24 protein-coding genes are annotated in these 23,628 nt (G+C 41.3%); 3 read left to right on the top strand and 21 right to left on the bottom strand.

Annotation, left to right across the window (positions count from 1 at the left end):
- Positions 1 to 73 precede the first annotated feature (73 nt).
- The gene (locus IJT21_08180; protein ID MBQ7578225.1) at positions 74 to 625 is read left to right on the top strand and encodes a lecithin retinol acyltransferase family protein; all 552 of its coding nucleotides are present in this window, start codon (positions 74 to 76) and stop codon (positions 623 to 625) included.
- On the opposite strand, the gene IJT21_08175 is transcribed toward IJT21_08180, so the two are convergent.
- From IJT21_08175 to IJT21_08165, 3 genes are all read right to left on the bottom strand, one after another.
- Positions 622 to 1,788 carry a glycosyltransferase family 4 protein gene (locus tag IJT21_08175; protein ID MBQ7578224.1) on the bottom strand — a complete coding sequence of 389 codons (1,167 nt, stop codon included), beginning with the start codon at positions 1,786 to 1,788 and terminating at the stop codon, positions 622 to 624. The two genes, IJT21_08180 and IJT21_08175, sit on opposite strands and share 4 nt — an antisense overlap.
- Positions 1,789 to 1,946: 158 nt before the next feature.
- Positions 1,947 to 4,292 (bottom strand): homocysteine S-methyltransferase family protein, encoded by a 2,346-nt coding sequence (locus IJT21_08170; protein ID MBQ7578223.1) that lies wholly within the window; start codon positions 4,290 to 4,292, stop codon positions 1,947 to 1,949.
- Positions 4,293 to 4,564: 272 nt separating this feature from the next.
- Positions 4,565 to 5,509 (bottom strand): AEC family transporter, encoded by a 945-nt coding sequence (locus IJT21_08165; protein ID MBQ7578222.1) that lies wholly within the window; start codon positions 5,507 to 5,509, stop codon positions 4,565 to 4,567.
- Between the two features lie 168 nt (positions 5,510 to 5,677).
- Between IJT21_08165 and IJT21_08160 the strand changes: the two genes are divergently transcribed.
- A complete protein-coding gene (locus IJT21_08160; protein MBQ7578221.1) occupies positions 5,678 to 6,316 on the top strand; it encodes a polyphenol oxidase family protein in 639 nt (212 codons plus the stop codon).
- Here IJT21_08160 and IJT21_08155 read toward each other — a convergent pair.
- From IJT21_08155 to metG, 18 genes are all read right to left on the bottom strand, one after another.
- A complete protein-coding gene (locus IJT21_08155) occupies positions 6,313 to 7,113 on the bottom strand; it encodes a putative hydro-lyase (GenBank protein ID MBQ7578220.1) in 801 nt (266 codons plus the stop codon). The genes IJT21_08160 and IJT21_08155 overlap by 4 nt on opposite strands.
- Positions 7,114 to 7,131: 18 nt before the next feature.
- The gene (locus tag IJT21_08150; protein ID MBQ7578219.1) at positions 7,132 to 7,902 is read right to left on the bottom strand and encodes a 5-oxoprolinase subunit PxpA; all 771 of its coding nucleotides are present in this window, start codon (positions 7,900 to 7,902) and stop codon (positions 7,132 to 7,134) included.
- Between the two features lie 16 nt (positions 7,903 to 7,918).
- Positions 7,919 to 8,947: a biotin-dependent carboxyltransferase family protein gene (locus IJT21_08145; GenBank protein MBQ7578218.1), complete on the bottom strand. Its 1,029-nt coding sequence runs from the start codon at positions 8,945 to 8,947 to the stop codon at positions 7,919 to 7,921.
- Complete coding sequence (pxpB, locus tag IJT21_08140) at positions 8,948 to 9,691, bottom strand: 5-oxoprolinase subunit PxpB (GenBank protein MBQ7578217.1); 744 nt, start codon at positions 9,689 to 9,691, stop codon at positions 8,948 to 8,950. It lies immediately after the preceding gene.
- 3 nt (positions 9,692 to 9,694) lie between these two features.
- Positions 9,695 to 10,894, bottom strand: coding sequence for a divalent metal cation transporter (locus IJT21_08135; GenBank protein MBQ7578216.1), 1,200 nt, complete (start codon positions 10,892 to 10,894; stop codon positions 9,695 to 9,697).
- A 145-nt stretch (positions 10,895 to 11,039) separates the two neighbouring features.
- Positions 11,040 to 12,908 (bottom strand): ATP-dependent zinc metalloprotease FtsH, encoded by a 1,869-nt coding sequence (gene ftsH, locus IJT21_08130; GenBank protein MBQ7578215.1) that lies wholly within the window; start codon positions 12,906 to 12,908, stop codon positions 11,040 to 11,042.
- A gap of 13 nt (positions 12,909 to 12,921) precedes the next feature.
- Positions 12,922 to 13,368 (bottom strand): hypothetical protein, encoded by a 447-nt coding sequence (locus IJT21_08125; GenBank protein ID MBQ7578214.1) that lies wholly within the window; start codon positions 13,366 to 13,368, stop codon positions 12,922 to 12,924.
- The gene (gene gmk, locus IJT21_08120; GenBank protein MBQ7578213.1) at positions 13,358 to 13,915 is read right to left on the bottom strand and encodes a guanylate kinase; all 558 of its coding nucleotides are present in this window, start codon (positions 13,913 to 13,915) and stop codon (positions 13,358 to 13,360) included. The genes IJT21_08125 and gmk overlap by 11 nt, the downstream gene beginning before the upstream one ends.
- Complete coding sequence (locus IJT21_08115) at positions 13,912 to 14,790, bottom strand: YicC family protein (GenBank protein MBQ7578212.1); 879 nt, start codon at positions 14,788 to 14,790, stop codon at positions 13,912 to 13,914. Before IJT21_08115 ends, gmk begins: the two co-directional genes overlap by 4 nt.
- Complete coding sequence (locus IJT21_08110; GenBank protein MBQ7578211.1) at positions 14,781 to 15,407, bottom strand: 1-acyl-sn-glycerol-3-phosphate acyltransferase; 627 nt, start codon at positions 15,405 to 15,407, stop codon at positions 14,781 to 14,783. Before IJT21_08110 ends, IJT21_08115 begins: the two co-directional genes overlap by 10 nt.
- On the bottom strand, positions 15,394 to 16,038 hold the full coding sequence (locus IJT21_08105; protein MBQ7578210.1) for a (d)CMP kinase: 645 nt from the start codon (positions 16,036 to 16,038) through the stop codon (positions 15,394 to 15,396). Before IJT21_08105 ends, IJT21_08110 begins: the two co-directional genes overlap by 14 nt.
- A 1-nt stretch (position 16,039) precedes the next feature.
- The gene (locus IJT21_08100; protein ID MBQ7578209.1) at positions 16,040 to 16,927 is read right to left on the bottom strand and encodes an HDOD domain-containing protein; all 888 of its coding nucleotides are present in this window, start codon (positions 16,925 to 16,927) and stop codon (positions 16,040 to 16,042) included.
- Between the two features lie 29 nt (positions 16,928 to 16,956).
- Complete coding sequence (locus IJT21_08095; protein MBQ7578208.1) at positions 16,957 to 17,664, bottom strand: rRNA pseudouridine synthase; 708 nt, start codon at positions 17,662 to 17,664, stop codon at positions 16,957 to 16,959.
- Positions 17,655 to 18,668, bottom strand: coding sequence for a tryptophan--tRNA ligase (gene trpS, locus IJT21_08090; GenBank protein ID MBQ7578207.1), 1,014 nt, complete (start codon positions 18,666 to 18,668; stop codon positions 17,655 to 17,657). The genes IJT21_08095 and trpS overlap by 10 nt, the downstream gene beginning before the upstream one ends.
- 6 nt (positions 18,669 to 18,674) lie before the next feature.
- Positions 18,675 to 19,409 carry a Nif3-like dinuclear metal center hexameric protein gene (locus tag IJT21_08085; GenBank protein MBQ7578206.1) on the bottom strand — a complete coding sequence of 245 codons (735 nt, stop codon included), beginning with the start codon at positions 19,407 to 19,409 and terminating at the stop codon, positions 18,675 to 18,677.
- A complete protein-coding gene (locus IJT21_08080; GenBank protein MBQ7578205.1) occupies positions 19,406 to 19,999 on the bottom strand; it encodes a deoxynucleoside kinase in 594 nt (197 codons plus the stop codon). Before IJT21_08080 ends, IJT21_08085 begins: the two co-directional genes overlap by 4 nt.
- A 176-nt stretch (positions 20,000 to 20,175) precedes the next feature.
- On the bottom strand, positions 20,176 to 21,264 hold the full coding sequence (locus IJT21_08075; GenBank protein ID MBQ7578204.1) for a DUF2157 domain-containing protein: 1,089 nt from the start codon (positions 21,262 to 21,264) through the stop codon (positions 20,176 to 20,178).
- Entirely contained in the window at positions 21,264 to 23,144 is a 1,881-nt protein-coding gene (gene metG, locus IJT21_08070) for a methionine--tRNA ligase (protein MBQ7578203.1), read from the bottom strand. The genes IJT21_08075 and metG overlap by 1 nt, the downstream gene beginning before the upstream one ends.
- A 70-nt stretch (positions 23,145 to 23,214) precedes the next feature.
- Here metG and IJT21_08065 point away from each other — a divergent pair, with 70 nt between their 5' ends.
- A complete protein-coding gene (locus IJT21_08065) occupies positions 23,215 to 23,607 on the top strand; it encodes a GtrA family protein (GenBank protein MBQ7578202.1) in 393 nt (130 codons plus the stop codon).
- The last annotated feature ends 21 nt before the right edge of the window (positions 23,608 to 23,628 follow it).

The raw sequence follows: 23,628 nt of genomic DNA, 5'->3' as shown, positions 1-23,628 counted from the left end.
TGGAGTCGCGTTCCGGAAAAAGTTTATTGCGTGATATAATTCTTGCACGAAAATTTTTATTCAGGAGTAACAATTGAGAGAGCTTGAAAAATTTTTATTGCCATTATTGAGTCTCGCAGAAAAAAATATTTTGACCCAACGCGAAATAAAACCCGAAAACGGCGACGTAATTCGAGTCAATCGCGGGTTATATAATCATTACGGAATTTATGTGAAAGATTTAAATCACGTCATACACTACACCGGCGCAAATGGACCAAGCGATTTTAACGGCATTGTCCGCGAGACCTCGTTAAATGAATTTCTCAACGGCGCGAAAAATTTCCACGTCTGCAAATTCCCCGATAGCCCTTCAGAGCTGCAAAATGATTCTATTCTTTCACGCGACAATAACAAGAAAAATTTATTCAATCTCTGGCAGGAAATCAAGAAATTAAGACTCAAAAATTATCACCTCTATTCAGGCGAAGAAACCATCAAGCGCGCAAGAGACAAACTCGGCGAAGGAGGCTATAATCTAGCGTTCAACAATTGCGAACACTTTGCAGTCTGGTGCAAGACCGGCATAAAAGATTCCTCGCAGGTAAATAAAATTTTGGACATCATTACATATCTATTAAGCTAAATCACAGGCGCAACACTGCACGGGCCCAATAAATTTTTTCCCGCCGTAATTGAATCTTTCAGCGCAATAAAATTTTTCGCAGCAATTTCCGCACACCATTCATTTATTATTGTCTCATAAGCTGCACGGCCAAGACTCGAAATTTTTTCCGGACTCGCTAATAAATCACTGACCTTAGCTGTTAAATCCTGAATATTTTTATTTCTGAACAATAAACCGTTTTGGCCGTCTTTAATTAAATATGGAGCAGCACCGATTTTATCACCGGCAACGACAGCACACGCAGAATTCATTGACTCATTCAAGACAGCTCCCCAGCCTTCGCCCCTGTCTGATGTGAAAATAAATATTTGCGAGCTTTCCATTTCTGCGCGTAATTCTTCAGTTGATAAAGGTTGAGGAGTGAGCGTTACTAATTCGCCGAGATTAAGAGATTCTATCATGCTTGCAAGACTTTCATACATTAGGCCGGCTCCTGCGATCTTGAGAGAAAAATTTATGTGCTGATTCCTCAAATTATCGGCGAGCTTTACTGCAAATTCCGGGTGCTTCCAGTTTATGAATCTGCCTCCCCATAAAATTTTTGCCGGAGTCTTGCGCGAAATTAATTCGTTAATGTCATCATAATGCTTTGTTTCAGGGAAATAGCCCCATTTAAAGCACTTATTCTTGAATAATCCGCACAAATTATAATCTCTGGGAGCAAATGCCGACGCACACAATAAATAAAATTTTGAGTCTGGACTCCGGGCTGCTTTTCGTGCACCGCTAAAAATTTCATATTTTACGAATCTGATTAAATCCCTCCATAATGGCCCCTTCATGAATCTTTCTGCGTAAAAAAATGTCAGCTTATTATCGCGTAATCTATCATGCAAAACAGCGGGCGGGATTCCTCCGAGTATGACGCATTCGGCCTCATTGATAATTTTTTGTGCTTGAGTCATTAATTCCGGGCTCTCGTAGGCCTTGAGTAAAAATTTTTCGCTGCTGTAATCATTATATTTCAACGCTGAATCATGAAATTTCATAGCGGATCCTTCATATTTGGGCTTCTTCATTAGGATAAAAACGTAATCATCGCCGTAAAATTTCGCAAATTCCCTTGCAAGCGGCACTTGATGACTTGTAATAAAATTTGACACAAACGCTAATTTTTTCACTATTAAGCACTCCTTAAATGACTAAATTATTTATTATTCTATCAGGTTTGTTATATTTCGTTCTGTTCACCCGGATGACATGCAAAAATTTTTATGGCCAACACGACACTTGATTAAGCTAACAAAATCCCCTGTCATAACGGCGGGGGATTCTTTTATTAATCGCTGCATAGACTCGATAAGATTCTCACGCCTTCCATTGCATCACGTGCGTAATAGTCTGCACCGGTATATTTTGCTAAATCAGGAGTCAACACTGCGCCTCCAACTATAATTTTTACGTCAGGACATACAGATTTTAATTTCGTAATAGTTTCCTTCATGCTTGCAACGGTCGTAGTCATTAAAGCACTTAAGCCGACTATATTAATTTTATCGCGCTTGACTGTCTCTACGATTTTATCGGGCGGGACATCTTTTCCCAAGTCTATAACGCTGAAATTATAATTCTCGAAAATTGTGCGGACTATGTTTTTCCCAATGTCGTGAACATCACCGTAAACTGTCGCGAGAACTACGGGCCCGCGTGATTTTCCTGTGCTGCCTTCACGAGTCATAATTTGCGATAAGACTTCAAATGCTGATTTAGCGGCTTCTGCTGACTTGATTAACTGAGGGAGAAATAATTTCCCTGACTCGTAATCTTTGCCGACTGAATCAAGGGCAGGGACGATATTTTGTTCGATTATTTCAAGCGGCTTCTTTGTTGTGCTTAACTCTTGAGTCAATTTCGCTGACTCGTCCTTCAAGCCTTTAATAATTGCGTCATTGAGTGATTCTATGCTTTGAGATTCAATCTTGGCCGGAGCGTTAATAACCTGCGTATTTCCTGCCGGGTGAGCTTCACAATATGAAATATAATTTTGCATGTCGCTTTCTGAACCGGTTAATAGATTCCATGCTGCTAGAGTCTCCTGCAAATCGTTATCGCCTGGGTTGATTATAGCTGCGTCAAGTCCTGCCATTAGAGCGGCAATCATGAACGTACGATTTATAAGCGGCCTTCGAGGGAGTCCAAATGATACATTGCTTAATCCTAAAATTGTTGAGACACCCAAATTTTTTTTCACGAGGGTAATAGCTTTTAACGTTTCAGGGACTAATTTTTGTTGTGCTGAGGCTGTGAGGGTCAAGCAGTCAATTAAAATATTTCGTCTGGGAATGCCTATTTTGATAGCTTCGTTGCAAATTTTTTCGGCAATTTTGAGTCTTTGTTCTGCGGTCTCTGGGATTCCTGATTCGTCAAGAGTGAGGCCGAGAACGCACGCACCGTATTTTTTCGCGACTGGTAAAATTTTTTCGAGACTTTCGGGTTTGCCGTTGACAGAATTTAAAAGCGGTTTGCCGTTGTAGATTCTTGCTGCTGACTCTAATGCGCCGTAATTGGAAGAGTCTATCTGAATGGGTAAATTTGTAATTCCCTGAATCTCCGTCAATGCTTTGCACAAAATTTCTGACTCGTTTATGTCGGGTAATCCTGCGTTGAGGTCGAGAATGTCAGCGTTCTGCTCCTGCTGCTTGAGTGCCTCTCGTAGCAGATAATTTATATTTCCTTCGCGTAAAGCCTTCTGCAATAATTTTTTACCGGTAGGGTTTAATCTTTCGCCGATGACGATAAATTTTTTTCCGAACTCTACAATTTTTGACGCTGAAGAAATTAACGTTTTGTCTTCTACATTGCGTTTGACTGCGTGTGAGAAATTATTTAATACTGCGTTTTTCATGCGCGCGATATGAGCAGGAGTCGTCCCGCAGCACCCGCCTAAAATATTTACGCCCATTTTCGCAAATTTAATAGCGATTTCTGCAAATTCATCGGGTTTAACGTCATAATGTGCAGAACCGTCAATCATAACGGGGAGACCTGCATTAGGCTGCACCATCACGGGAATATGAGAGAGCGCGCACAATTTTTCAACAATCGGCAATAACTGCACAGGGCCGAGCGAACAATTTACACCAAGAGCAGCGAGTCCGAGTCCTTCAAGAGTTGCTGTCATTGTATCAATGCTTGCCCCGAAAAAAGTGCGTCCGGACTCTTCAAAGCTCATAGTTGCGAAGACGGGTAAATCAGAATTTTCGCGTGCTGCCAGGACTGCTGCTTTAAGTTCGTAAATGTCGGTGAATGTCTCAAGAAGTATTACATCACAAAAATTTTTTCCGGCAATGACCATTTCAGAAATTGCATCATAGATTTCATTAAATGACGCGTCCCCCGACGGAGCCATGACTCGCCCTGTAGAGCCTATATCGAGTGCAACAAATGAATTTTCCTGTGCTGCCTCACGTGCTAATTTTACGCCTGCTGTTATTACTTCTTGAACGCTGTAACCAGTTTTAGCGAGCTTGAATTTATTTGCGCCGAAAGTATTTGCAGTGATAAAGTCTGCGCCGGCTGATTTGTATTCTTCATGAACAGAACGAATTAAATCGGGGTTGGTGAGATTCAAAATTTCGGGGACTTCACGGAGCTTTAAGCCGCGGGATTGTAACATTGTCCCCATTGCGCCGTCAAAGAAATAAATTTTGTCTTGATCGAACGTGAACAAGTTTATACACCTCCTAATGAAGCATTATATAATAATTTTCACTAGGGAAAACAACAACGGCATGACTTCTTCCGGAAGTTTTTTTCTTTTGCCGTCGCTTTATACTATTTACTAAGTGTAATTCTCATGGCCTTGCAGCTATGGGAAAAACTTTCTAACTAGAACGAGTGCTTCATTAGCTCGAATAGGGAGCAACTCCCCTCAACGCTGCCCCCTATTTTATCACATTATATTAACATGCATATTAACGGAATCGTCAGCATACAGAATAAATTATGAATGAACATAGCTTTTGCAGCAAAATCAATATTTCCGCCGTATAATTCAGAAAGTACAGTAGTCATACTCGGTGCAGGCATTGCAATAATAAGAATCACTACAGCTCTAACAAGCGGATTTGCACTCAACGTGATAAATTTCAGCAGGAAAAATACTATAACAGGCACAACAAGGAGTCTTATAATTGCAGAAGTCCATACGCTTTTATCTGTGAATAACTCTGAAATTTTGCTACGAGCTAATGCCATGCCTATTATGAACATTGATAACGGCGTTGTAATTCCTGATAAATAATTTATGGGAGCTGCGACAATTGCCGGTAATTTAATTTGCAGAAAATAAAATATAAAGCTCAAGACCGTAGCTAAATTAACACTGCTGAAGATTATTGCTTTCATGTCGAGTTTGCCGGACTTATTATCAGGATTATCACGGCTTATTTCGATTGCTCCGAGCGTGTAAACTGTCAAATTGAATGAGATATTAAACATTACAGCCAGTGCAAGACCTTCTATGCCTAATAATGCAAGTGAAACAGGAAATCCCATAAAACCCGTATTCGAGAACGCGCAAGTAAATGACCATACACCCCGCGAGCCTTCACGAACTCCCATAAAACGCGCTATAAATCTGCAAAAATATAGTGTGAATACAAAAATTGTTACTCCAGTTATGACAAGAATAATGCCGTCTCTAATAAATTCCGGGTCATATTTACGTATTGCAAGCGAAATAAAAATTGTGCACGGTAAAGTAATTTTCACGAGAAAAGCAGAGAACGCCCCGGAAAATTCAGCCTTTATAGCTCCCAGACGTACAGAAAAATAACCGGCGGCAATTAATACAAATAAGCTGAACAAATGCGAGAATACCACAAAAAAATCTAATTTCATGCAAAAATTTCTCCCTAAATGCTTGTATAATAATTGTCGAAAAATTTTAGCACTAATATAACAGGAGGCGCAAATAATGTCATTGCAGATAATCAAAGCTGATTTATCAACTTTCTATGACCCGAAAATTTTAGATTTGGCCGAAAAACTTTATCCGGAGCTGTTATCATGCTGATTAACACGAATAAATTTATACGCGCAAATTTTTTCATGCGTGGCGAGGAAGTTTATAGCGATTTACCCGTTTTGAATCCTTCACAGGTTCACGGCAAAGAGATTTTAACGCTTGATGACAAGAATTATATTTTTACAGAACGTCCAAAGGCTGACGGAATATTGTTAAAGACTCGCAAGATAGCTGCGTCTCTGAGATTTGCGGATTGTGCGCCGGTGTTGCTTTATCATGCTAATAATGCAGACTGGGTGATGATTTTGCATTCAGGTTTCAAGGGTACTGCATTAAATATTTCAAGTGAGGGCGTTAAATTGCTTGATGACGTGAAAAATATTCATGCATGGATAGGGCCTTGCATAGGGTTTAATAATTACATGAGAGATTTTAACGATGAATGGACTCAGAAGGCATTAAAAGTTTTTGACGCAAATAATTATAGAATTTCGGGCGATAAAGTATATTTCAATCTTGCAGGGGAGATTTATTCGCAGTTAAAAAATTCAGGACTTGCGAGTGAAAATATTTTATGCTCAAATATAGACACCTTCACAAATCCTGAATGCTATTCATATAGAAGAGGCGATATTACTCAAAGAATGACTCTTTTAGTGCAGCTCCTGAATAAAAACTAGAATACTGCATAATCGCTGTCTCTTAAATCTGCAATAAACATGTGTCCGGGAGCGTGTGTTATTGCGAAATCCGGTTTTGCTGCCATTATTACAGCTTGAGGAGTAACACCGCATGCCCAGAATACAGGAATTTCGCCCGGTTTAATTTCTACAGCGTCGCCGAAATCGGGTTTGTCGATATTCTTTATGCCTATTCCGGCGGGGTCTCCTATGTGAACGGGTGCGCCGTGTACAGCTGGAAAACGTCCTGTGCATAATACAGCTTTCGGAACAAGTGCAGCAGGTATCGGCCTCATTGATACGACCATAGGCCCGCTTAAACGTCCGGCAGGTTTGCACTGAATATTTGTAACATACATAGGAACATTACACCCGCACTCAATATGACGAACAGGAACATGTGATTGCAGCATAGCACCTTCAAACGAGAACGAACACCCGATCAAGAAGCCGACAAGATCATCACGCCAATATTTTGTAACGTCAGTAACTTCATCAACAAGCTCGCCATTTTTCCAGATTCTATAACGGGGTAAATCTTTAGTAATGTCAGCACCGGGAGCAATTAATTTAGGTTCAGTACTGCCGACTTCTGTAACGTCAAGAATCGGACACGGCTTAGGGTTTCTCTGAGCGAAAACAAGAAAATCATACGCTATTTCTTTCGAGAGTACAGCAAGATTCGCCTGCACATAACCTTCACACATTCCGGAAGTAGGGCGGTCCCATTCTCCTGAACGTATCATTTTGCGGACTTCCTGCGGACTGTAAGCAGCATAATCACTCGGTTTTGTCATTGTTACGTCATCTCCTTGCTAGATTAAATCTCTAAGAGGCACTATTTCGATTCCTGCCTCAATTAAACGCTTTCTCAACGTCTGCGCCATTTGTACAGCTGAAGGCGAGTCCCCGTGCAGACAGATAGAATGAGGCCTAAGATTTACGATTGTTCCGTCAATTGCTTCAACAACACCCTCTTTGACCATTCTTATGACTCGTTTAGCTGCGACTTCTACATCTTTAACAAATGCACCTTCCATTTTTCGCGGGACTAATGAGCCGTCGTTCATGTAACCTCTATCTGCAAACGCTTCAGCAGCATAGGGGATACCGACTTTTTCGGCAGCTTCATCAAATTTTGACCCTGCAAGACCCATGAGAATAAGATTTCCGCCTGCGTCCTTTACTGCTTGAGCAAGTGCAATAGCTTCTTCCGGTTTCTTTGCTGCACTGTTATACATAGCTCCATGCGGTTTGACGTGCTGTAATTTTATTCCGGAAGCCTCACAAAATGCCCGTAAAGCTCCGATTTGATAAAGTGTATCGGCGTAAAGTTCATCGGGTGAGCAAGTCATGTTACGTCTTCCGAAACCTTTTATATCAGGATAAGCAGGATGAGCACCGACAGCAACTCCGGCAGCTACGGCTTCAGCTACAGTTTTTTTCATGACTAGAGGATCCCCAGCGTGAAATCCGCAAGCTACATTTGCAGAAGATACAAACGTTAATACGTCGGAATCCTGCCCCATTTTCCAAGCTCCGAAACTTTCGCCCAAGTCGCTGTTAAGATCAACTTTGTAACTCATGTAAATAACCCCCTTTTTATAGCTTTTCCCAGCTGACAAAAAATTTCTCGCCGTTAATTATTATGTTCATTGCTCCGGTTTGAGTCGGCGTTAAATTAATTGAGTCCCTCACATAAGCGCGCAAAGAATTTAATTTATCAGCTTCAGATTTGGAAATTTCGATTCCCTCTTTCTGTGTGATCTGCGAGAATCTAACAGTAGAACCCGGCATAAATTGACTCAACCGCGCAACGTCGAGAGCATGAACAACACCGATTTTTACGTAGCCTCCTGTTGTCTGACGGTCAGCCATCATTACAATCGGGAGTCCATTTCCGGGAATTTGTACGGCTCCCATAGGTATAGCGTCAGAGACAATGTCAGGGCCTTTGACGTGATTAATTGCTGCGCCGCCTTCCATTCGTGAACCCATTCTGTCGGACGAGGACGAAATTTTGTATTCAGCTGACAGAAAAGTTTTGACACCTTCAGGCGTAATATAATCATCTTGAGGGCCTAACACAGTTCTTAAAGGTTTAGACGAATAATCAGGGCGCAAATTTTCAGGACAAATGACTCCTGCTTTAAAGACTCCTGACTCGCCTGTTGAGAGTTCGTCATCTTTTGCTAATTTTCTGCCGTCAAGACCGCCGATTTTAGCTTTCATGTAAGTACTTCTGCTGCCCATTACAACGGGGACATCAATTCCACCGCTGACACAAAGATAAGCTCTGAACCCTTTATTACATATTCCGCCGAAAGTTAATTTATCGCCGTCCTTAACGCTTATAACTGTCCAGTTTGAAACGTTCTGACCATTTAATTTTGGCTGTAAATCTCCGCCGGTTACAGCGATTGCTCCATCACCTTTGAATAAAACTGTAGGCCCCGTCATAGTCATTTCCAAAGCAGCGGCGTTATCTGGATTTCCGAGCAAAATATTTCCCCGCACCAAAGCAGGAGCATCCATCGCACCACTTACGGGCATTCCGATAGCTTGATAACCCCATCGGCCAAGATCCTGCACAGTTGTTAAAGCTCCGGGAGATTGAATAAATAATTTCATTTATGAAGCCCCCTTCTGCCTGTATTCGATTTTGTAAACGCCTGTTTTCGCCTGCTCTGAGATTTCATTATAGCGGGACATATCGACAGGATAAAATTTTACCCACATTCCGGCCTGAATCGCTACAGCAGGTTCTCTATACGGGTCATAAAGTTCATAGGGGACACGTCCTATAATGCGCCAGCCTCCGGGACTCGCGATTGAATATGCACCGGCCTGAGCTCCTCCGATTGCTACACTGTTTGCAGGAATAAATTCACGGGGATTCTTGAGTCTCGGTGTCTCAAGTGATTTATCCATACCGCCCAAATAAGGAAATCCCGGCGTAAAACCGTTCATAAAGCAATATAACGGCGAATTACAATAACGCTTGATTACTTCATCGGGTGAAAGTTTTGTATGTTCTGCTACGTCCTGCAAGTCCGGGCCGAACTCTCCCCCGAAAAATACAGGTACATGAATCTCTGTAGAGCCTGCTTCACCGATATTATAATTTGCAAGCTCAGACAGAGTTTTATTGAGTCTTTCATTAAGCGCGTCAAGATTCACCGTCAACGGATCGAAATATATTGACAACGATCTATAAGTCGGCACTAATTCCCGCAAACCGTCAAAGGGTTCATCAGTGAAAATCTGCTTTAACGCCTGAACATAGCCGTTAATCTTCATATCTATTTTTTCGCCGAAATCAACGAATATACAAGTTTCACCGGCAGGAAGTATTTTCGCTTCTAATTTACTCATGATTTATTGAAATATTTTCATGATATTAGGCAGCGCTTGAATACCCATCCAGAAGGTAAACGCTACAACCGCCCAGCCCGCAGCAGTTAAAATAACGGGGTGATGATAATTTTCGCCGATTACGCTTTTCTTGTAAGCACCGAGAAGAATACAAGCAAGTGCAAGCGGCAGAATAAGTCCGTTAATTGAACCTGCAGCAATGAGAAGCGCAACAGGATTTGCAACGAAAATATTTATAGCAGTCGAAGCACAGATAAAACCAATCATCCACCAGCGGTAATTTCTGTCTATGCCTCCGAAAAGCGATCTCAAGAATGAAACCGATGTATATGACGCTCCTATAACAGAAGTAACGCCGGCCGCCCATAAAATAACGCCGAACATTTTATAACCGATTTCACCTGCACCGCGCCTGAAAGCGTCTGCTGCCGGGTTGCCCTTGTCAAGAACTACAGCCGCCTCACCTGCTGCAACATAGACAACGCCTAATACGGCCAAGAATAATAATATACGCATAATCGATGTAACTATAATGCCGTTTACAGCACCTTTTGAAGCGTCCTTAGGGTCTCTTACTCCTGCGTCAATTAAACGGTGAGCACCTGAAAACGAAATATAACCGCCGACAGTCCCCCCTATGAGCGTTAAAATAACTGTCCAATTAACTGCAGTGGGCATTACTGATTCTTTTGCGGCCAAAGCTACAGGAGGAGTCGACTGCACAGCTACATATAACATAAGAGCAATCATCAGAATCCCAAGTAACTGCGTGAAATAGTCCATAGCTTTCCCTAAATCTTTATTCAGGAAAATAAAAATCGCTACAGCAGCACTTATAGCAGCTCCATAACTATTTGGAATTTCAAAAACGGTATTAAGCCCTAACGCAGCCCCGCCGACATTTCCGACATTGAAGGCCAGGCCTCCGAGTGCTACAGCAAATGCAAGGAAATATCCCAGACCGGGAACAACTTTATTTGCCACGTCCTGAGCGCGAAGTCCGGAGACACAAATTATGCGCCAGATATTTAATTGAACTATTGCTGTTACGATTATTGTAACGAGAATGGCAAATGCTGCAGAAGCTATAAGCTGTTGAGTAAATACGGTCGTCTGCGTCAAGAATCCAGGGCCTATAGCAGATGTTGCCATAAGGAAAGCAGCTCCTAATACTACCTGTAAAGTTCCTTTCTTTTCGGTCATTGCTAATACCTCCTAAAAATTTTGATTGATTGCTAGATTATATCATGACAATTTAGACAATTTATTTATTTGCTCGTAAGTGTAATATCATAAAAAAATTACCCCCAAATTACGGGGGCATTCTCATATATTATGACTAAGTTATTTATTGACTCTGTTCGTTCTCGCGCTTGATTATTTCTTGAATCTCGTCATTGCTGATTACTTCTTTGTCCTGCAAGACCTTTGCTGCCTCGTGCAAAACTTTTTCATGTTCGCGCAAAATTGATAGTGCTTTGTCCTGCGCTTCAGTAACGAATCTGCGAATCTCCGAGTCAATTTGCTTGTAAGTGTCCTCGCCAATGTCTTCGCGGTTTTGTGTCGCACCGTTTAAGTACATCATTGACGGTGAAGCATATCTAACGGGGCCGAGAACTTCAGACATTCCAAATTCTGTAACCATTCGGCGGGCTAATTCTGTCGCGCGCTCTAAATCATTTGATGCACCTGTCGAGCCTTCACTAAACACTAATAATTCAGCTGCACGACCTCCAAGCATGACGGCCATTTTAGTTTTCAGCTCGCCTTCAGTGATTAAATATTGATCTTCTGTAGGCATTTGCATTGTGTAACCGAGTGCGCCTTTAGTTGTCGGGATTATGCTTACTTTGTGAACAGGATCCGACCCCGGCAGATAGCAGGCGACTAAAGCATGACCCGTTTCGTGATAAGCTACTTTCTTGCGAATTTCAGGAGTCAAAGGCGTTTTTCTCTGCAAACCTGCTACAACACGTTCAATAGCTAAATCAAAATCATTCATCGTAACTTTATCGGCTTTATGTCGGGCTGCTAATAAACTTGCTTCATTTGCGATATTTGCTAAGTCTGCACCGCTGAATCCCGGCGTAACTTTTGCAATAGAACGTAAATCAATTTCGGGAGCTAGCGGCAATTTTTTCGTGTGAATCTTTAAAATCTCTTCGCGGCCTTCTTCAGTGGGCAATACAACTTGAATCTGTCTGTCAAATCTTCCCGGACGCAATAAAGCCTGATCCAAAATTTCCGGCCTGTTCGTAGCACCCATTATGACAACGCCGTTATTATCTTCAAAGCCGTCCATTTCTGCGAGTAATTGATTTAATGTGTTCTCCTGCTCGGAGTTGCTGTTGAAATTTCTCATTCTTGACTGCCCGATAGCGTCAATTTCATCAACAAATATAATGCACGGAGCTTTTTTCTTGGCCTGGTCAAATAAATCACGTACACGAGCAGCCCCCACGCCGACAAACATTTCTACAAAACTTGAGCCGGTGATAAAGAAAAATGGGACTCCAGCCTCACCAGCCGCAGCCTTTGCCAATAAAGTTTTACCAGTTCCGGGAGGGCCGACAAGCAAGACTCCGCGCGGTAATTTTGCGCCGAACTTGTCAAATCTCGCGGGATCCTTCAAGAAATCTATAATCTCACGCAATTCTACTTCTGCCTCACCTGCTCCGCCTATGTCGCTGAAGTGTACGCCTGTCATTTCGCCCTGCAATTCTTTAGCGCGTGAACGTCCGAACGAGAAAATTCCCCCGCCTCCGTGCATGTTGCGAAAAATGAAGTACCATATAATTATCAATGGCAGCATAGGAAGCATTATCCCCATAAATAAATCAATCAAGCCATCACGCTTGGCCACACCGCCGAATTTAATATCATTGCTTGCGAGTCTCTCGATTAAAAACGGGTCTGGAAGTCTCACAACACTTTTGAAATTTGCTGAGTTCGGCAAGATTCTTTTATTGCGTAAAATTTTCCCGTCAACAACCTGCATTTTATCGGGGCTTTCTGTTTCCTTGAGGGTGTAATTTATGCGCGATTCGGAAATATCAACGTTTTCAATGTCATTTTTTTCCAAGTCCGCAAGAAATTCACTGTATGGGACTTCAGTTTTACTCTCGCTGTAGGGTTTGTAGACGTATTCAGCAAAGAGCCACGCCACTATTAATGCAATAAGGAAATACCATAACGAAAATTTTTGTCCTTTGTTCATGTGCTATAACCTTTCATGAAAGTTTTTTAAACAGTGCCCGGCCACTTGAATTTCTCCGGGTTCTGTCAGTTAATCTGTCAAATTCTTCTGCTATTGATTCGCGTTCTGAGTCGTCTACAGGCATTGACTCGAGAAAATTATTTACGCGTTCGGCCAAGTCTTTAATTTCTTTCTCGCTGGGAGTAACTGTCCGGCCGATATTCCGAAGATTCATTACTGCTAAATCAGCTATTAAAATCGCCATGTCGTGAAGATTTATATTTTTTTCGCTGTAAGAGTCTGAGTCCTGCACTGATTCGCCGCGTTTAATTCTCGTAGCAAATAATAAGAATCCCACGCCCAAAGCAAGCCACGCAGCCCCCGCCGAAATTTTGTCAATATAAAACATGTAACCTGCAAAAATGGCCATAATAAAGCCTGCACAAAATAACACCCAGCGCATAAAGTTATCAAGACTCATTTTTCTCGATTAACTCCCGCAATTTTTGTGATGCCTTGCTTAAATCGGCATTTACTATCACATAATCATATTGGCTGGCTAACTCAAGCTCTTTTGCGGCATTGGCGAGCCTTAACGATAACGACTCTTGACTCTCTGTATGACGGTTAATTAAGCGGTTCTCAAGTTCTTTAATGCTGGGAGGTGCAATAAATATTAAGATTGCTTCAGGAATTTTTGCGCGGACCTGTAAAGCTCCCTGAACGTCGATTTCAAGCAGGACATTTTTTCCCGCGTTTAACTCGTTGATAACGTCAGATTTTAGAGTCCCGTAATAATGGTCATGAACTCTAGCATATTCGAGAAATAAATTTTGTAATATACCCTGCTCAAATTCTTGAAGAGAAATAAATCTATATTCAACGCCGTTAGTTTCGCCTTCTCTGGGTTCTCTCGTCGTGCAGGAAATTGAATATACTAAATTTTTTGCGTTACTGAGTGCGCATTCTCTAAGCGTGCCTTTGCCGACTCCTGAAGGTCCCGACAAGACAAATAATTTTCCCGTCATTCTATGTTCTGTATCTGCTCGCGAATTTTCTCTATACATGATTTGGCCTCTACTACTTCCCATCTGAATAAAGCGTCTGCAACTTTTGAACCCATTGTGTTAATTTCTCTGTTCATTTCTTGAATCAGGAAATCTAATTTTTTGCCGCTAGAAATTTTTTCGTTCATAATCTGCGTAAATTTTTCGATATGGGCATCAATGCGCGTTAATTCCTCTGTAACGTCCCATTTGTCGGACATTAACGAGACTTCCTGCGCGACTCTGTTTGCGTCAATTTCTAAATTATAATGCTCCATGACATTTTCGATTCTGGTGCGTAGGGACTCTAATGCTTCATCACGCGCAATTTTCCAGCGTTCACGAAGATTTTTAGCGATTTCTGACAAGTGCTTTAATTCATCCTGAACGTAATTAAATAATTTCATGCCCTCCGACAATTTCATGTTATTAAGCGACTCACAGGCCGATAAAGTTAATTCGTCCCATAACTGCAAATTTTCCGTAACGCTTTCTGCTGCTGAGTTCTCTAATATTCCGGGAATCAACAAAAATTGCGTCAAGTCCGGAGAAAAATTTATATTATTTCTTGCTGAAATATTGCGGATCTGACTATAAATATTTATTAGCGCATTCTCGTCTATTGAGCCTGCTTCAGCACCGGGGATATAATAAATTTCGGCAGATAATTTCACTTTTCCGCGTGTTATATTATTTCGCAGGAGATTTATAATTCTATTCTCAAGCGAGGCAAGTTCACGGGGTAATTTTGCGCTGAAGTCCTGATATTTATGATTAACTGAGCTGATTTCAAATCTGACTGTCCCCCACGAAAAATTATGCTCGCTGCTTCCGTAACCTGTCATGCTCACGAACATTTTTCAAGCTCCTTCATGGAATTTTCCAGCGCGTCCATGATAGTTTTGCGGCCTTCTTTGCTCTTGTATGTCTCGTCCGAAAATCTTAAAGGCTTCCCGAACGTAATTTTTATCTTTGCAGGCTTAATCAACGCACTTCCGGGGGGCATTGCCTTAAATGATCCGTGAATAAATGCGGGTAAAATCGGTGCTCGCTCATGACATGCGACCAAAGCGACTCCACCTTCTAACGGCTGTAAATTGCCATCGAGAGTCCTTCCGCCCTCAGGAAAAATTAATACATCGCTGCCATCTTGATATAATTTCATGAAAGCACGCAAAGCACCGGCCGCACTCGCATTATCAGAACGGGAAACCGGCATAGCTCCCAACGCGCTTATACATGCACCGAATAATTTATTAGTGAATAATTCTTCCTTCGCAAAATATTTCAATCTTCGCGGAAAGAAACAGCCGATTAACACCGGATCTAAATTGCTCGCGTGATTGCAGGCCACTATAAATTTTTCGTTAGGGTCTAATTTCTCAAGCCAGCGGGCACTGACTCTGTTATATATCAATAATAATAATTTGAGGGTAAATCTGACTATTGCGTAAAAAATTTTATTTTGCTTCATGTGAGTTCACTCGATTTGTTATAAAATTTAAGACTTCCTGCTCTGTCATGTCTGAAGTATCAAGATAAATTGCGCCTTCAGGAATTTTCAGCGGTGAAATTTCACGGTGCGAGTCATGTTCATCACGTAATTTTATAGCGTCAAGAATTTCATCATAATTTGCTGACTCTCCGCGTTTAATTCTCTCGTTGTAACGTCTTTTAGCGCGTGCTTCGGGTGTAGCGGTCAAGAAAAATTTAAATTCTGCATCAGGAAAAACTACGCTCCCTAAGTCCCGGCCTTCTGCAATGATTGAGTCGATTTTTGCCTGTTCACGCTGAATATTTAGCAGTGCTGCACGTACTTCAGGCAAAGCAGAATATTTTGACGCTAATTCATCGGCTTCAGGTGTGCGAATTTCTTTCGTAACGTCAAAGTCATTTACGTAAACGCCGGATTTGTTTATCTCGATTTTAATATCGCTTAAAGCCTCGTGCAGAAATTCAGGTTTGACTTCAGATTTTGCGAGAATGAGTCCTACTGCGCGATAAAGTGCACCTGTGTCCAAATAATTTATGCCGAGTTCCTTTGCTGCCCGTTTTGCTATAGTGCTTTTTCCTGCACCAGCCGGGCCGTCAATAGTTATTACCATTTTATAAACCTGCCATATCGTCCATATCGTTAGCTACACTGCTTACAAAGTCGACCATTTCAGCCAACAAATTATCAAAATTTTCTATTCCGAGACGCTCTAAAGGTTCAGGGAACATATAAGCCTGCAATCCGTCAGCACCGAGACCGACTCCGAGCATTAAGCACACTGCATTTGCAACGGACACAACGTCTAATAAAGATTGATACTGCGCTTTATCTTCCGGCAACTCATTAGGCTTGTGATGATATTCGACGGCGAATCTATAAGACTCAGGCATTTCCCAGCGTTCAACAAGTACAGAACCTATCATTGCATGATCAAAACCTAACACGCTTAATTCTGCTTCAGTAAACGGGATGTGCTTTTCCTCGACCATTTTTACAATTATCCCATAGCCGAACCTGACATAATCATTTAATATAACTTTGCCGATGTCGTGCAATAATCCCCCGACGTAAGCATCTTCAGTGTTGACACTCTTTGTGATTTTCGCTAAATAACGGCTTGCATATGCTACCATCAACGAATGCCGCCATAGTTCGCCCCGGTCAAGCGCATAACCTGATAAGCCTTTGTCCATTGACGAATAAACTTCAGCGGCCAGAATAATATTACTTACATTTTTATAGCCAAGTAACGAAATTGCTTCGCTTATATTCGAAATTTTGCGGGTCATTCCATAGGCGGCCGAATTAGCTAATTTCAGAACACGCAAGACAAGCCCCTCATCACGTGATAAACTTTTCGCAACGTCAGCGGCATTGCTTGAGGGATCATTTAATTTCTTCATCGTCTCTAACACAAATTGAGGAAAAGACTTTATATCAGCTAATTTGCTCAATATGCGTGTCTTGATGATTTCTTTGCTATCTTTGTTATCGCTCACATTACAGCCTCCTTTTTTGAATTAAATATTTAAGTTCGTGAATTACTAAATATTTTATTGCACAGACTCGAAAATGACAAACTTTCATATTCGCCAGGCTTCAAATTTCCGAGTTCAAGACCGCCGATTTTCACGCGTATTAACCTTTCGACCCTAAATCCCATTTGACGAGCCATTAATCTAATTTCGCGCTTTATGCCCTCACTGAGAGTAATAATTAATTTTTCCGGCGATAACTGCTTAATTCTCAAGGGCTTAACAAATTTTGATTCGATCTCGAAACCTTTGCGCCACCGCAATAAATGAGTGTCATTAAGCGGCTGGTTTAGTGTTACTTCATATTCGCGTGAAATTTTCTTTGAAGGGTGAATTATATTTTGCGCAAAATTTCCGTCATTAGTGAGAATTAATAATCCTTCGCTATCTTTATCTAATCTTCCGACGGGGAAAATTCGCGGCTCCTTAGGCAATAAATCAATTATAACGGGATCATATTTATCACTTACTGCACAAACATAACCGCGGGGCTTGTTGATAATATAATAGACTCGTTGAATTTCGGCGGGAGAACTTGAAATTTTTTTGCCGTCAAGAGAAATTATATCGCTTTCATTGACTCTAAAATATGGCGCAAGGACAATTTTATTATTTACCTGCACTCGGCCTGATAAAATTATCTCGTCAGCCTTACGTCGTGAACAAATGCCGTTAGACGACAAAAGCAGATTTAATCGCATATTCCCTCGCGTGCAAGCAGTCCCATAGCCGGGTAAATTTCGCTCATAGTTTGTCTTGCTGTCTTCTCGGCTCTTAGTGCTCCGTCGTGTAATATTTCATCGAGCAATTTTTTATTTCCCTCAAATTTTGCGCGGCGTTCTCTAATCGGTGTCATTAACTCGTTTATGTGAGCGTTTAATTTTTTCTTGCAGTCAATGCAGCCTATTCCGGCAGTCTTGCAGCCCTCGCAAATTTCTGCTTTCTCGCCCTCGTCGTGATTAAAAACTTTGTGCAAGTCCCAAACCGGGCATTTTTCCGGGTCTCCGGGGTCTGTGCGTCTCATTCTTGCGGGGTCGGTCTTCATTGTGCGTAATTTCTGCCACATTGAGTCAGCACTCTCGCTCAACTCTAAAGCATTCCCGTAAGATTTGCTCATTTTTCTGCCGTCAATGCCGGGGACTTTCGGAGTCTGCGTAAATAAGGGCTGAGGTTCAATTAATTTATCACCGAAAAAGTTATTAAATCTGCGCACTAATTCTCGTGATAGTTCCAAATGCGCGCTTTGATCTTCACCGACGGGGACAAATTCAGCCTTATACAGCAAAATATCAGCTGCCATTAAAACAGGATAGCCAAGAAAGCCGTATGTGCCTAAATCTTTATTAGTGATATTCTGCAATTGCTCCTTATAAGTCGGATTGCGATATAACCAGCCTAAAGGGGTAATCATTCCGAGTGCGAGTGCTAATTCTGCGTGCTGCTTGACGTGCGATTGAATAAACAACGGGCTTTTTTCGGGATCGAGTCCGACGCTGAGCCAGTCAGTTAATGCCATATAACAAAATTCGGCAGTATTCCCGCTCTCTTCATAGTTTGACATTAACGCGTGCCAGTCTGCAATGCTGTAATAACATTCATAATCGGGGTTATTCTGAAGCCTCACAAAGTTGCTTAATGCTCCGGCCAAGTGCCCTAAGTGTAGTGCTCCGGTGGGTCTCATTGCGCTTAATACGATATGTTTCATTATTTATTAAATTCTCCTGTAATTGTCTAGTGCTTTGACATCGAGTAAATTTGCGTGTAAATTTTCTGCTAATTTGTTCATGCTGACTCGTTCCATTTCTCCGTGATTGCATGATGCTATTATAAGGCCGCTTCTAGTTGCGTCAATTAGTTCATGATATTTCATGTCAGCAGTAATATAAATATCGGAATCACTTGCAAACTGCCAAAATTCCGCGCCGCTTCCTCCGCATAGTGAGACTCGTTTTATATCGCGTTCAAGTCCGTAACAGTCCAAGTGCGTTAAATTCCAGCAATTTTTTACGTGAGCTAAGAAAATATCAAGACTCATTTTTTCGCGTAAATTTCCTTTGAGGCCGTAATCTGATAAATTTTCGAGCTGCTCAAGTCCGATTTTTTCTGCGAGAACGTAATTAACGCCATGAGCCGCCCTGTCAAAATTTGTGTGAGCAGCAATAATATTTATTTCGCGCGTTAAAGCCTCTTTTATCGCGAGTCCCTGCCAGTTATTTATATTAATCTGCTTGATTCCACGAAAAATTAACGGGTGATGAGTTACGAGCACATTGCAGCCGAGATTACCTGCTTGAATTACTGCTTCCGGTACAGCGTCGAGAGAAACTGCAATTTTCTTGACCTCTGACTCATAATCGCCGACGATCAAGCCCGAATTATCCCAATCTGCGCAAAGCTCAAAGGGTGCGAAATTATTTATTTCCTGCAAGAGTTCACTAATTATCATGACAAACGCTCTCTAACGTCGGACAAAAATTTTTCTATCATGCTTGGAGTGTGAATAAATGCAGGATTCGACAAGTCAAAATCAAATTCATTCGGGAATCTCACGGACTCATAAGCGTTATATAAACTCTTCCAGTAAGACTCGCCGGCTTCTATTTCGTCTTGACGGCCCCTCAAGTGAATGCGCCTGATAATCTCGTTAAATTCGCAATGCACGTGAATTAATAATTTCGGCTGGGTAACATCGCGAGATAATGACTCGTGAAGATTCAAATACTGCCCGAACTGCCCATCAGTTAAATATCCGAGTTCATAATATAATTTTGCGTAGACCTTATCACCCATTAAGCTGCGGTCAAGAATATATTTTTTCTCGTCATCGACTGCACATAAATATTGCGCGAATCTGGTAACTAAAAAATTTAACTGCATAGGAAACGCCCATTTTCTATTATTATGGAAACGGCCTAATAAATTATTCGGGTCTCTGAACTCTTCGGGCATGAGGTCAATTTTTAGACGTTCACTCAATAAATTAGCGAGAGTACTTTTTCCGCTGGCTGTCATACCTTCTATTATTATTTCTATCAATGTTAGATTATCTCCTTTCGTTATTCGCGCTACCCCTTAAATACGGGTGGGTGGGTGGGCAGAACGAACGATATTCGCGCTACTACCCTAACCCCGTAATGTGCTGCAAAGTCAAAAGCTAAAACCTTATCGGCTGCTCCCGTTGATTACAGCATAAAACACGTACATAGCCGATATTAATTCTCTGACTCACTCTTCTTTATGCGCTCAAAAAATACGCCTATCAACATAAATATAATTCCCAGTAATGTAAAGCCCCACGCCTTTGGCATGAACCCAAACAAGCTGTCAAAGAAATATCTGCATATCAACAGCACGCAAAAAACTATTCCCGCGACCATATGACCGCGCCAAATATTCACGAGCATTAACGGAACTAGACATAACGCGCTTATAATCCCGTAAATATTCCCGTGTTCAAAGCCAAGCCAGAACTCAGGCCAAGTCAGCAATAAACCGAATACTCCCGCCATTAGCAGGCCTATAACTTGAACGTCTAAATTTTTTATTGCAATCGACATGACTCCGCCCGTTATCGCAAGAATTACAAGTGTCCAAGTCCCGCCTATGCACAGACTCATTCTTGAAGCCAGCAATAAAAGCGTAATCAAAATATTTGCGTTCGTTAAGACCCTTGATTTTATGCGCCAGTTCACAGCCCATAACGCTATAATCAAGATAAATGCTTTAATCGGCGAGAAAAATTCCCATATCTGAAAATGTGCAGTGTTCGAGAATTGAAGCGCAAAAATATCTATCGCATTAATCGCAATCAAGTAAAACAAGCTCAAGACTTCCAGTAAATAAACCTGCCACAAATCACGCGTTATAATACTCGTTACTATCTCGGCAATTATCCAGAATTCAAGAATTTGCGACAAATCGAGCTTGATATTATACATTCGCGTCCCTAAAAATATCCCTGCGCCCAAAATAAAGCTCCCTAACAGCAAAAAACTTTTTCCCGCCTTTGTGTTAATTCCGGCAAACGAACACGCTATCAACGAAATCAAGTAACCGCCAATTAACACGCACAAACGCAATAATTTCGGCAGGACATGCCATTTTGACGCAATAAAACTTACTCCGCCGAGAGCCAATAATATTATCCCGGCAAAAATTAAGATTCTTCGTAAGCTGTATTCTTTCACGTCATAGAGAGACAAAATTTTTTCGCTCTGTTCAGTTGTGATTATGCCCTCGTCAAGCCATGAATTTATTTCGCCCGTCAAAAACTCGTGTTCACGCCTCCTAATATTTATCATCAGCTGACCACACTCCCAAGCGGTATATTTTCATCAAGAGGCGTTAAAAGCGTTAATTTTCCTTCACTCTTAACACTTGCGGCGAGAATCATTCCGTTGCTGTCGACTCCGCATAATTTTACGGGCTTAAGGTTGCAGACGAGAATAATTTTTTTGCCGGTCAGGTCTTCGGGCTTGAAATATTCTTTGATTCCGCTGCAAACTGTTCTTACTTCCGAGCCTAAATCAACGGTCAATTTGTATAACTTCTTAGATCTCGGAATCTCATCACAGCCCGTAATTTGGCCGACTCTCATTTCTATTTTCGCAAAATCTTCTATTGTAATTTGCGAACTCTGCTCTGGCTCTTGGACTGCTTGACTCTCTGACATTTTTTGCGTCTCCTTCTTTAAATCTATTCGCGGGAACAAAATTTCTCCCTTGTTTATTTTATTTCCTGAACCTGCGCCCCATTCTGAAATTTTCAGCTCACAGCCTAACTGCTCACAAATTTTTTCACTCGTTACGGGCATAAACGGAGAAATCAGCACAGCACAAAGCCTCAAAGCCTCATACAGATTTAGCAGCACATAATCAAGTTTATCTGACTCGTTATTCTTTGCGAGAATCCACGGGGTAGTCTCGTCGATAAATTTATTTGAACGCGAAATAAATTCCCAGATAGCTTTTAACGCACTGTCGAACGCAAAATCATTCATGAAGTCATCAACTTTTGTGATAGTTGTCTGCGCTAGTTCTCTCAACGGCGAATTTGCGTCATTGTAAGAAGGCACGACTCCATCTCTATAATTCTTTATCATCTGAAGCGTACGATTTAATAAATTTCCTAGATCGTTTGCTAAATCTGAATTTATACGCCCGATTAATGCATCCTCGCTAAATTCTCCATCAGAACCGAACGGCACTTCACGCAGCAAAAAATATCTGAACGGGTCAAGACCGTATTTATGAATCATGTCGAGAGGGTCAATTACATTACCTTTGGATTTGCTCATTTTTCCGCCTTTGATAGTCCACCATCCGTGCGCGATAATTCCGGCGGGCAATTTTTCACCCAAAGCAAGCAATATCAACGGCCAAGTAACGCAATGAAATCGTATAATATCCTTGCCGACAACGTGATACGAATTAGGCCAGAATTTAGCAAAGTCTTCACCATCAGGAAAATTCAACGCTGACAAATAATTTATTAGCGCGTCAAACCATACATAAATAACGTGATTCTCATCGCCGGGAACTGGAATCCCCCATTTTAAACTTGTTCGCGATACAGAAATATCTTTTACTCCTCCGCGCAGAAAGCTCATAATCTCATTATAACGTGTTGCGGGCTTGATTGCGTTCGGGTTAGCTTCATAGAATTTTATCAGGTCAGGAACATATTTTGACGCTCTGAAAAAATAGCTCTCTTCCTGCATGTTAATTAATTTTGCGCCGCAGTCAGGACAAGTTTTATCAGCTGCCATATTTGACTCGCTCACGTAATTTTCACACGAGACACAGTAAAAACCTTCATATTTGCCCTTGTAAATGTCTCCTTTTGCAAGTAAACGCGAAAAAATTTCCTGCACTGTCTTAATGTGTCTAGGCTCTGTAGTCCTGATAAAGTCATCGTTTGAAATATTAAGAGTCTTCCATAAGTCTTTAAATTTTACGTGAATCTCGTCAACTAGTTCTTGCGGTGTCTTGTGAAAATTTTGTGCGGCTCGTTCTATTTTCTGGCCGTGTTCGTCTGTTCCTGTCAAAAATTTCACGTCAAAGCCCTTCAGACGCTTATATCTCGAAATTGCATCACATGCTATAGTCGTGTAAGCGTGCCCGATGTGAGGCTTATCATTTACATAATAAATCGGTGTCGTTACATAAAAATTTTTTGCCATTATAAATAAATCCCTCCTGAAGTCATATTATATAATAGCTGAAAAATGAAAAACGGAGCTGTTTATTTGCATGAATTACAAGACTATCAAGCATTTATTTCTATACGGCATTGTAGGAGTACTAACTACAGTGCTTGCTATATTTCTTTATTGGCTGTTCACGCGTAAATTTGGAGTCGGCGTTGTAGCTAGTTCTGCTATTTCGTGGCTTCTGGCTGTAATATTTGCTTTCTGGGCGAATCGTCAATATGTGTTTCATTCGGTCGGAAATAATATTTTTCACGAGTTCTATTTATTTGTAATGGCTCGGATTGGTACGGGATTAATGGATTTAGCGATAATGTTTATATTCGTTGACGTGCTGAATTTTTACGATATGCCCGTGAAAATAATTTCTAATATACTTGTCATCATATTAAATTATGTAGCGGCAAAACTTGTAATCTTTAAGGAGGCTCAATAATGAGAGAAAAAACTATTAGTG

The sequence above is a fragment of the Synergistaceae bacterium genome (genome assembly GCA_017443945.1).
Classification (GTDB): Bacteria; Synergistota; Synergistia; order Synergistales; family Aminobacteriaceae; genus JAFUXM01.
This window is presented reverse-complemented; position numbering and strand designations above follow the sequence as displayed.

Bases quoted from the DNA above. Each gene is read 5' to 3' on its own strand.
- IJT21_08170 (MBQ7578223.1), bottom strand. From the start codon at position 4,292: ATGGGGACAATGTTACAATCCCGCGGCTTAAAGCTCCGTGAAGTCCCC.
- IJT21_08165 (MBQ7578222.1), bottom strand. From the start codon at position 5,509: ATGAAATTAGATTTTTTTGTGGTATTCTCGCATTTGTTCAGCTTATTT.
- IJT21_08160 (MBQ7578221.1), top strand. From the start codon at position 5,678: ATGCTGATTAACACGAATAAATTTATACGCGCAAATTTTTTCATGCGT.
- IJT21_08155 (MBQ7578220.1), bottom strand. From the start codon at position 7,113: ATGACAAAACCGAGTGATTATGCTGCTTACAGTCCGCAGGAAGTCCGC.
- IJT21_08150 (MBQ7578219.1), bottom strand. From the start codon at position 7,902: ATGAGTTACAAAGTTGATCTTAACAGCGACTTGGGCGAAAGTTTCGGA.
- IJT21_08145 (MBQ7578218.1), bottom strand. From the start codon at position 8,947: ATGAAATTATTTATTCAATCTCCCGGAGCTTTAACAACTGTGCAGGAT.
- pxpB (MBQ7578217.1), bottom strand. From the start codon at position 9,691: ATGAGTAAATTAGAAGCGAAAATACTTCCTGCCGGTGAAACTTGTATA.
- IJT21_08135 (MBQ7578216.1), bottom strand. From the start codon at position 10,894: ATGACCGAAAAGAAAGGAACTTTACAGGTAGTATTAGGAGCTGCTTTC.
- ftsH (MBQ7578215.1), bottom strand. From the start codon at position 12,908: ATGAACAAAGGACAAAAATTTTCGTTATGGTATTTCCTTATTGCATTA.
- IJT21_08125 (MBQ7578214.1), bottom strand. From the start codon at position 13,368: ATGAGTCTTGATAACTTTATGCGCTGGGTGTTATTTTGTGCAGGCTTT.
- gmk (MBQ7578213.1), bottom strand. From the start codon at position 13,915: ATGACGGGAAAATTATTTGTCTTGTCGGGACCTTCAGGAGTCGGCAAA.
- IJT21_08115 (MBQ7578212.1), bottom strand. From the start codon at position 14,790: ATGTTCGTGAGCATGACAGGTTACGGAAGCAGCGAGCATAATTTTTCG.
- IJT21_08110 (MBQ7578211.1), bottom strand. From the start codon at position 15,407: ATGAAGCAAAATAAAATTTTTTACGCAATAGTCAGATTTACCCTCAAA.
- IJT21_08105 (MBQ7578210.1), bottom strand. From the start codon at position 16,038: ATGGTAATAACTATTGACGGCCCGGCTGGTGCAGGAAAAAGCACTATA.
- IJT21_08095 (MBQ7578208.1), bottom strand. From the start codon at position 17,664: ATGCGATTAAATCTGCTTTTGTCGTCTAACGGCATTTGTTCACGACGT.
- trpS (MBQ7578207.1), bottom strand. From the start codon at position 18,668: ATGAAACATATCGTATTAAGCGCAATGAGACCCACCGGAGCACTACAC.
- IJT21_08085 (MBQ7578206.1), bottom strand. From the start codon at position 19,409: ATGATAATTAGTGAACTCTTGCAGGAAATAAATAATTTCGCACCCTTT.
- IJT21_08075 (MBQ7578204.1), bottom strand. From the start codon at position 21,264: ATGATAAATATTAGGAGGCGTGAACACGAGTTTTTGACGGGCGAAATA.
- metG (MBQ7578203.1), bottom strand. From the start codon at position 23,144: ATGGCAAAAAATTTTTATGTAACGACACCGATTTATTATGTAAATGAT.
- IJT21_08065 (MBQ7578202.1), top strand. From the start codon at position 23,215: ATGAATTACAAGACTATCAAGCATTTATTTCTATACGGCATTGTAGGA.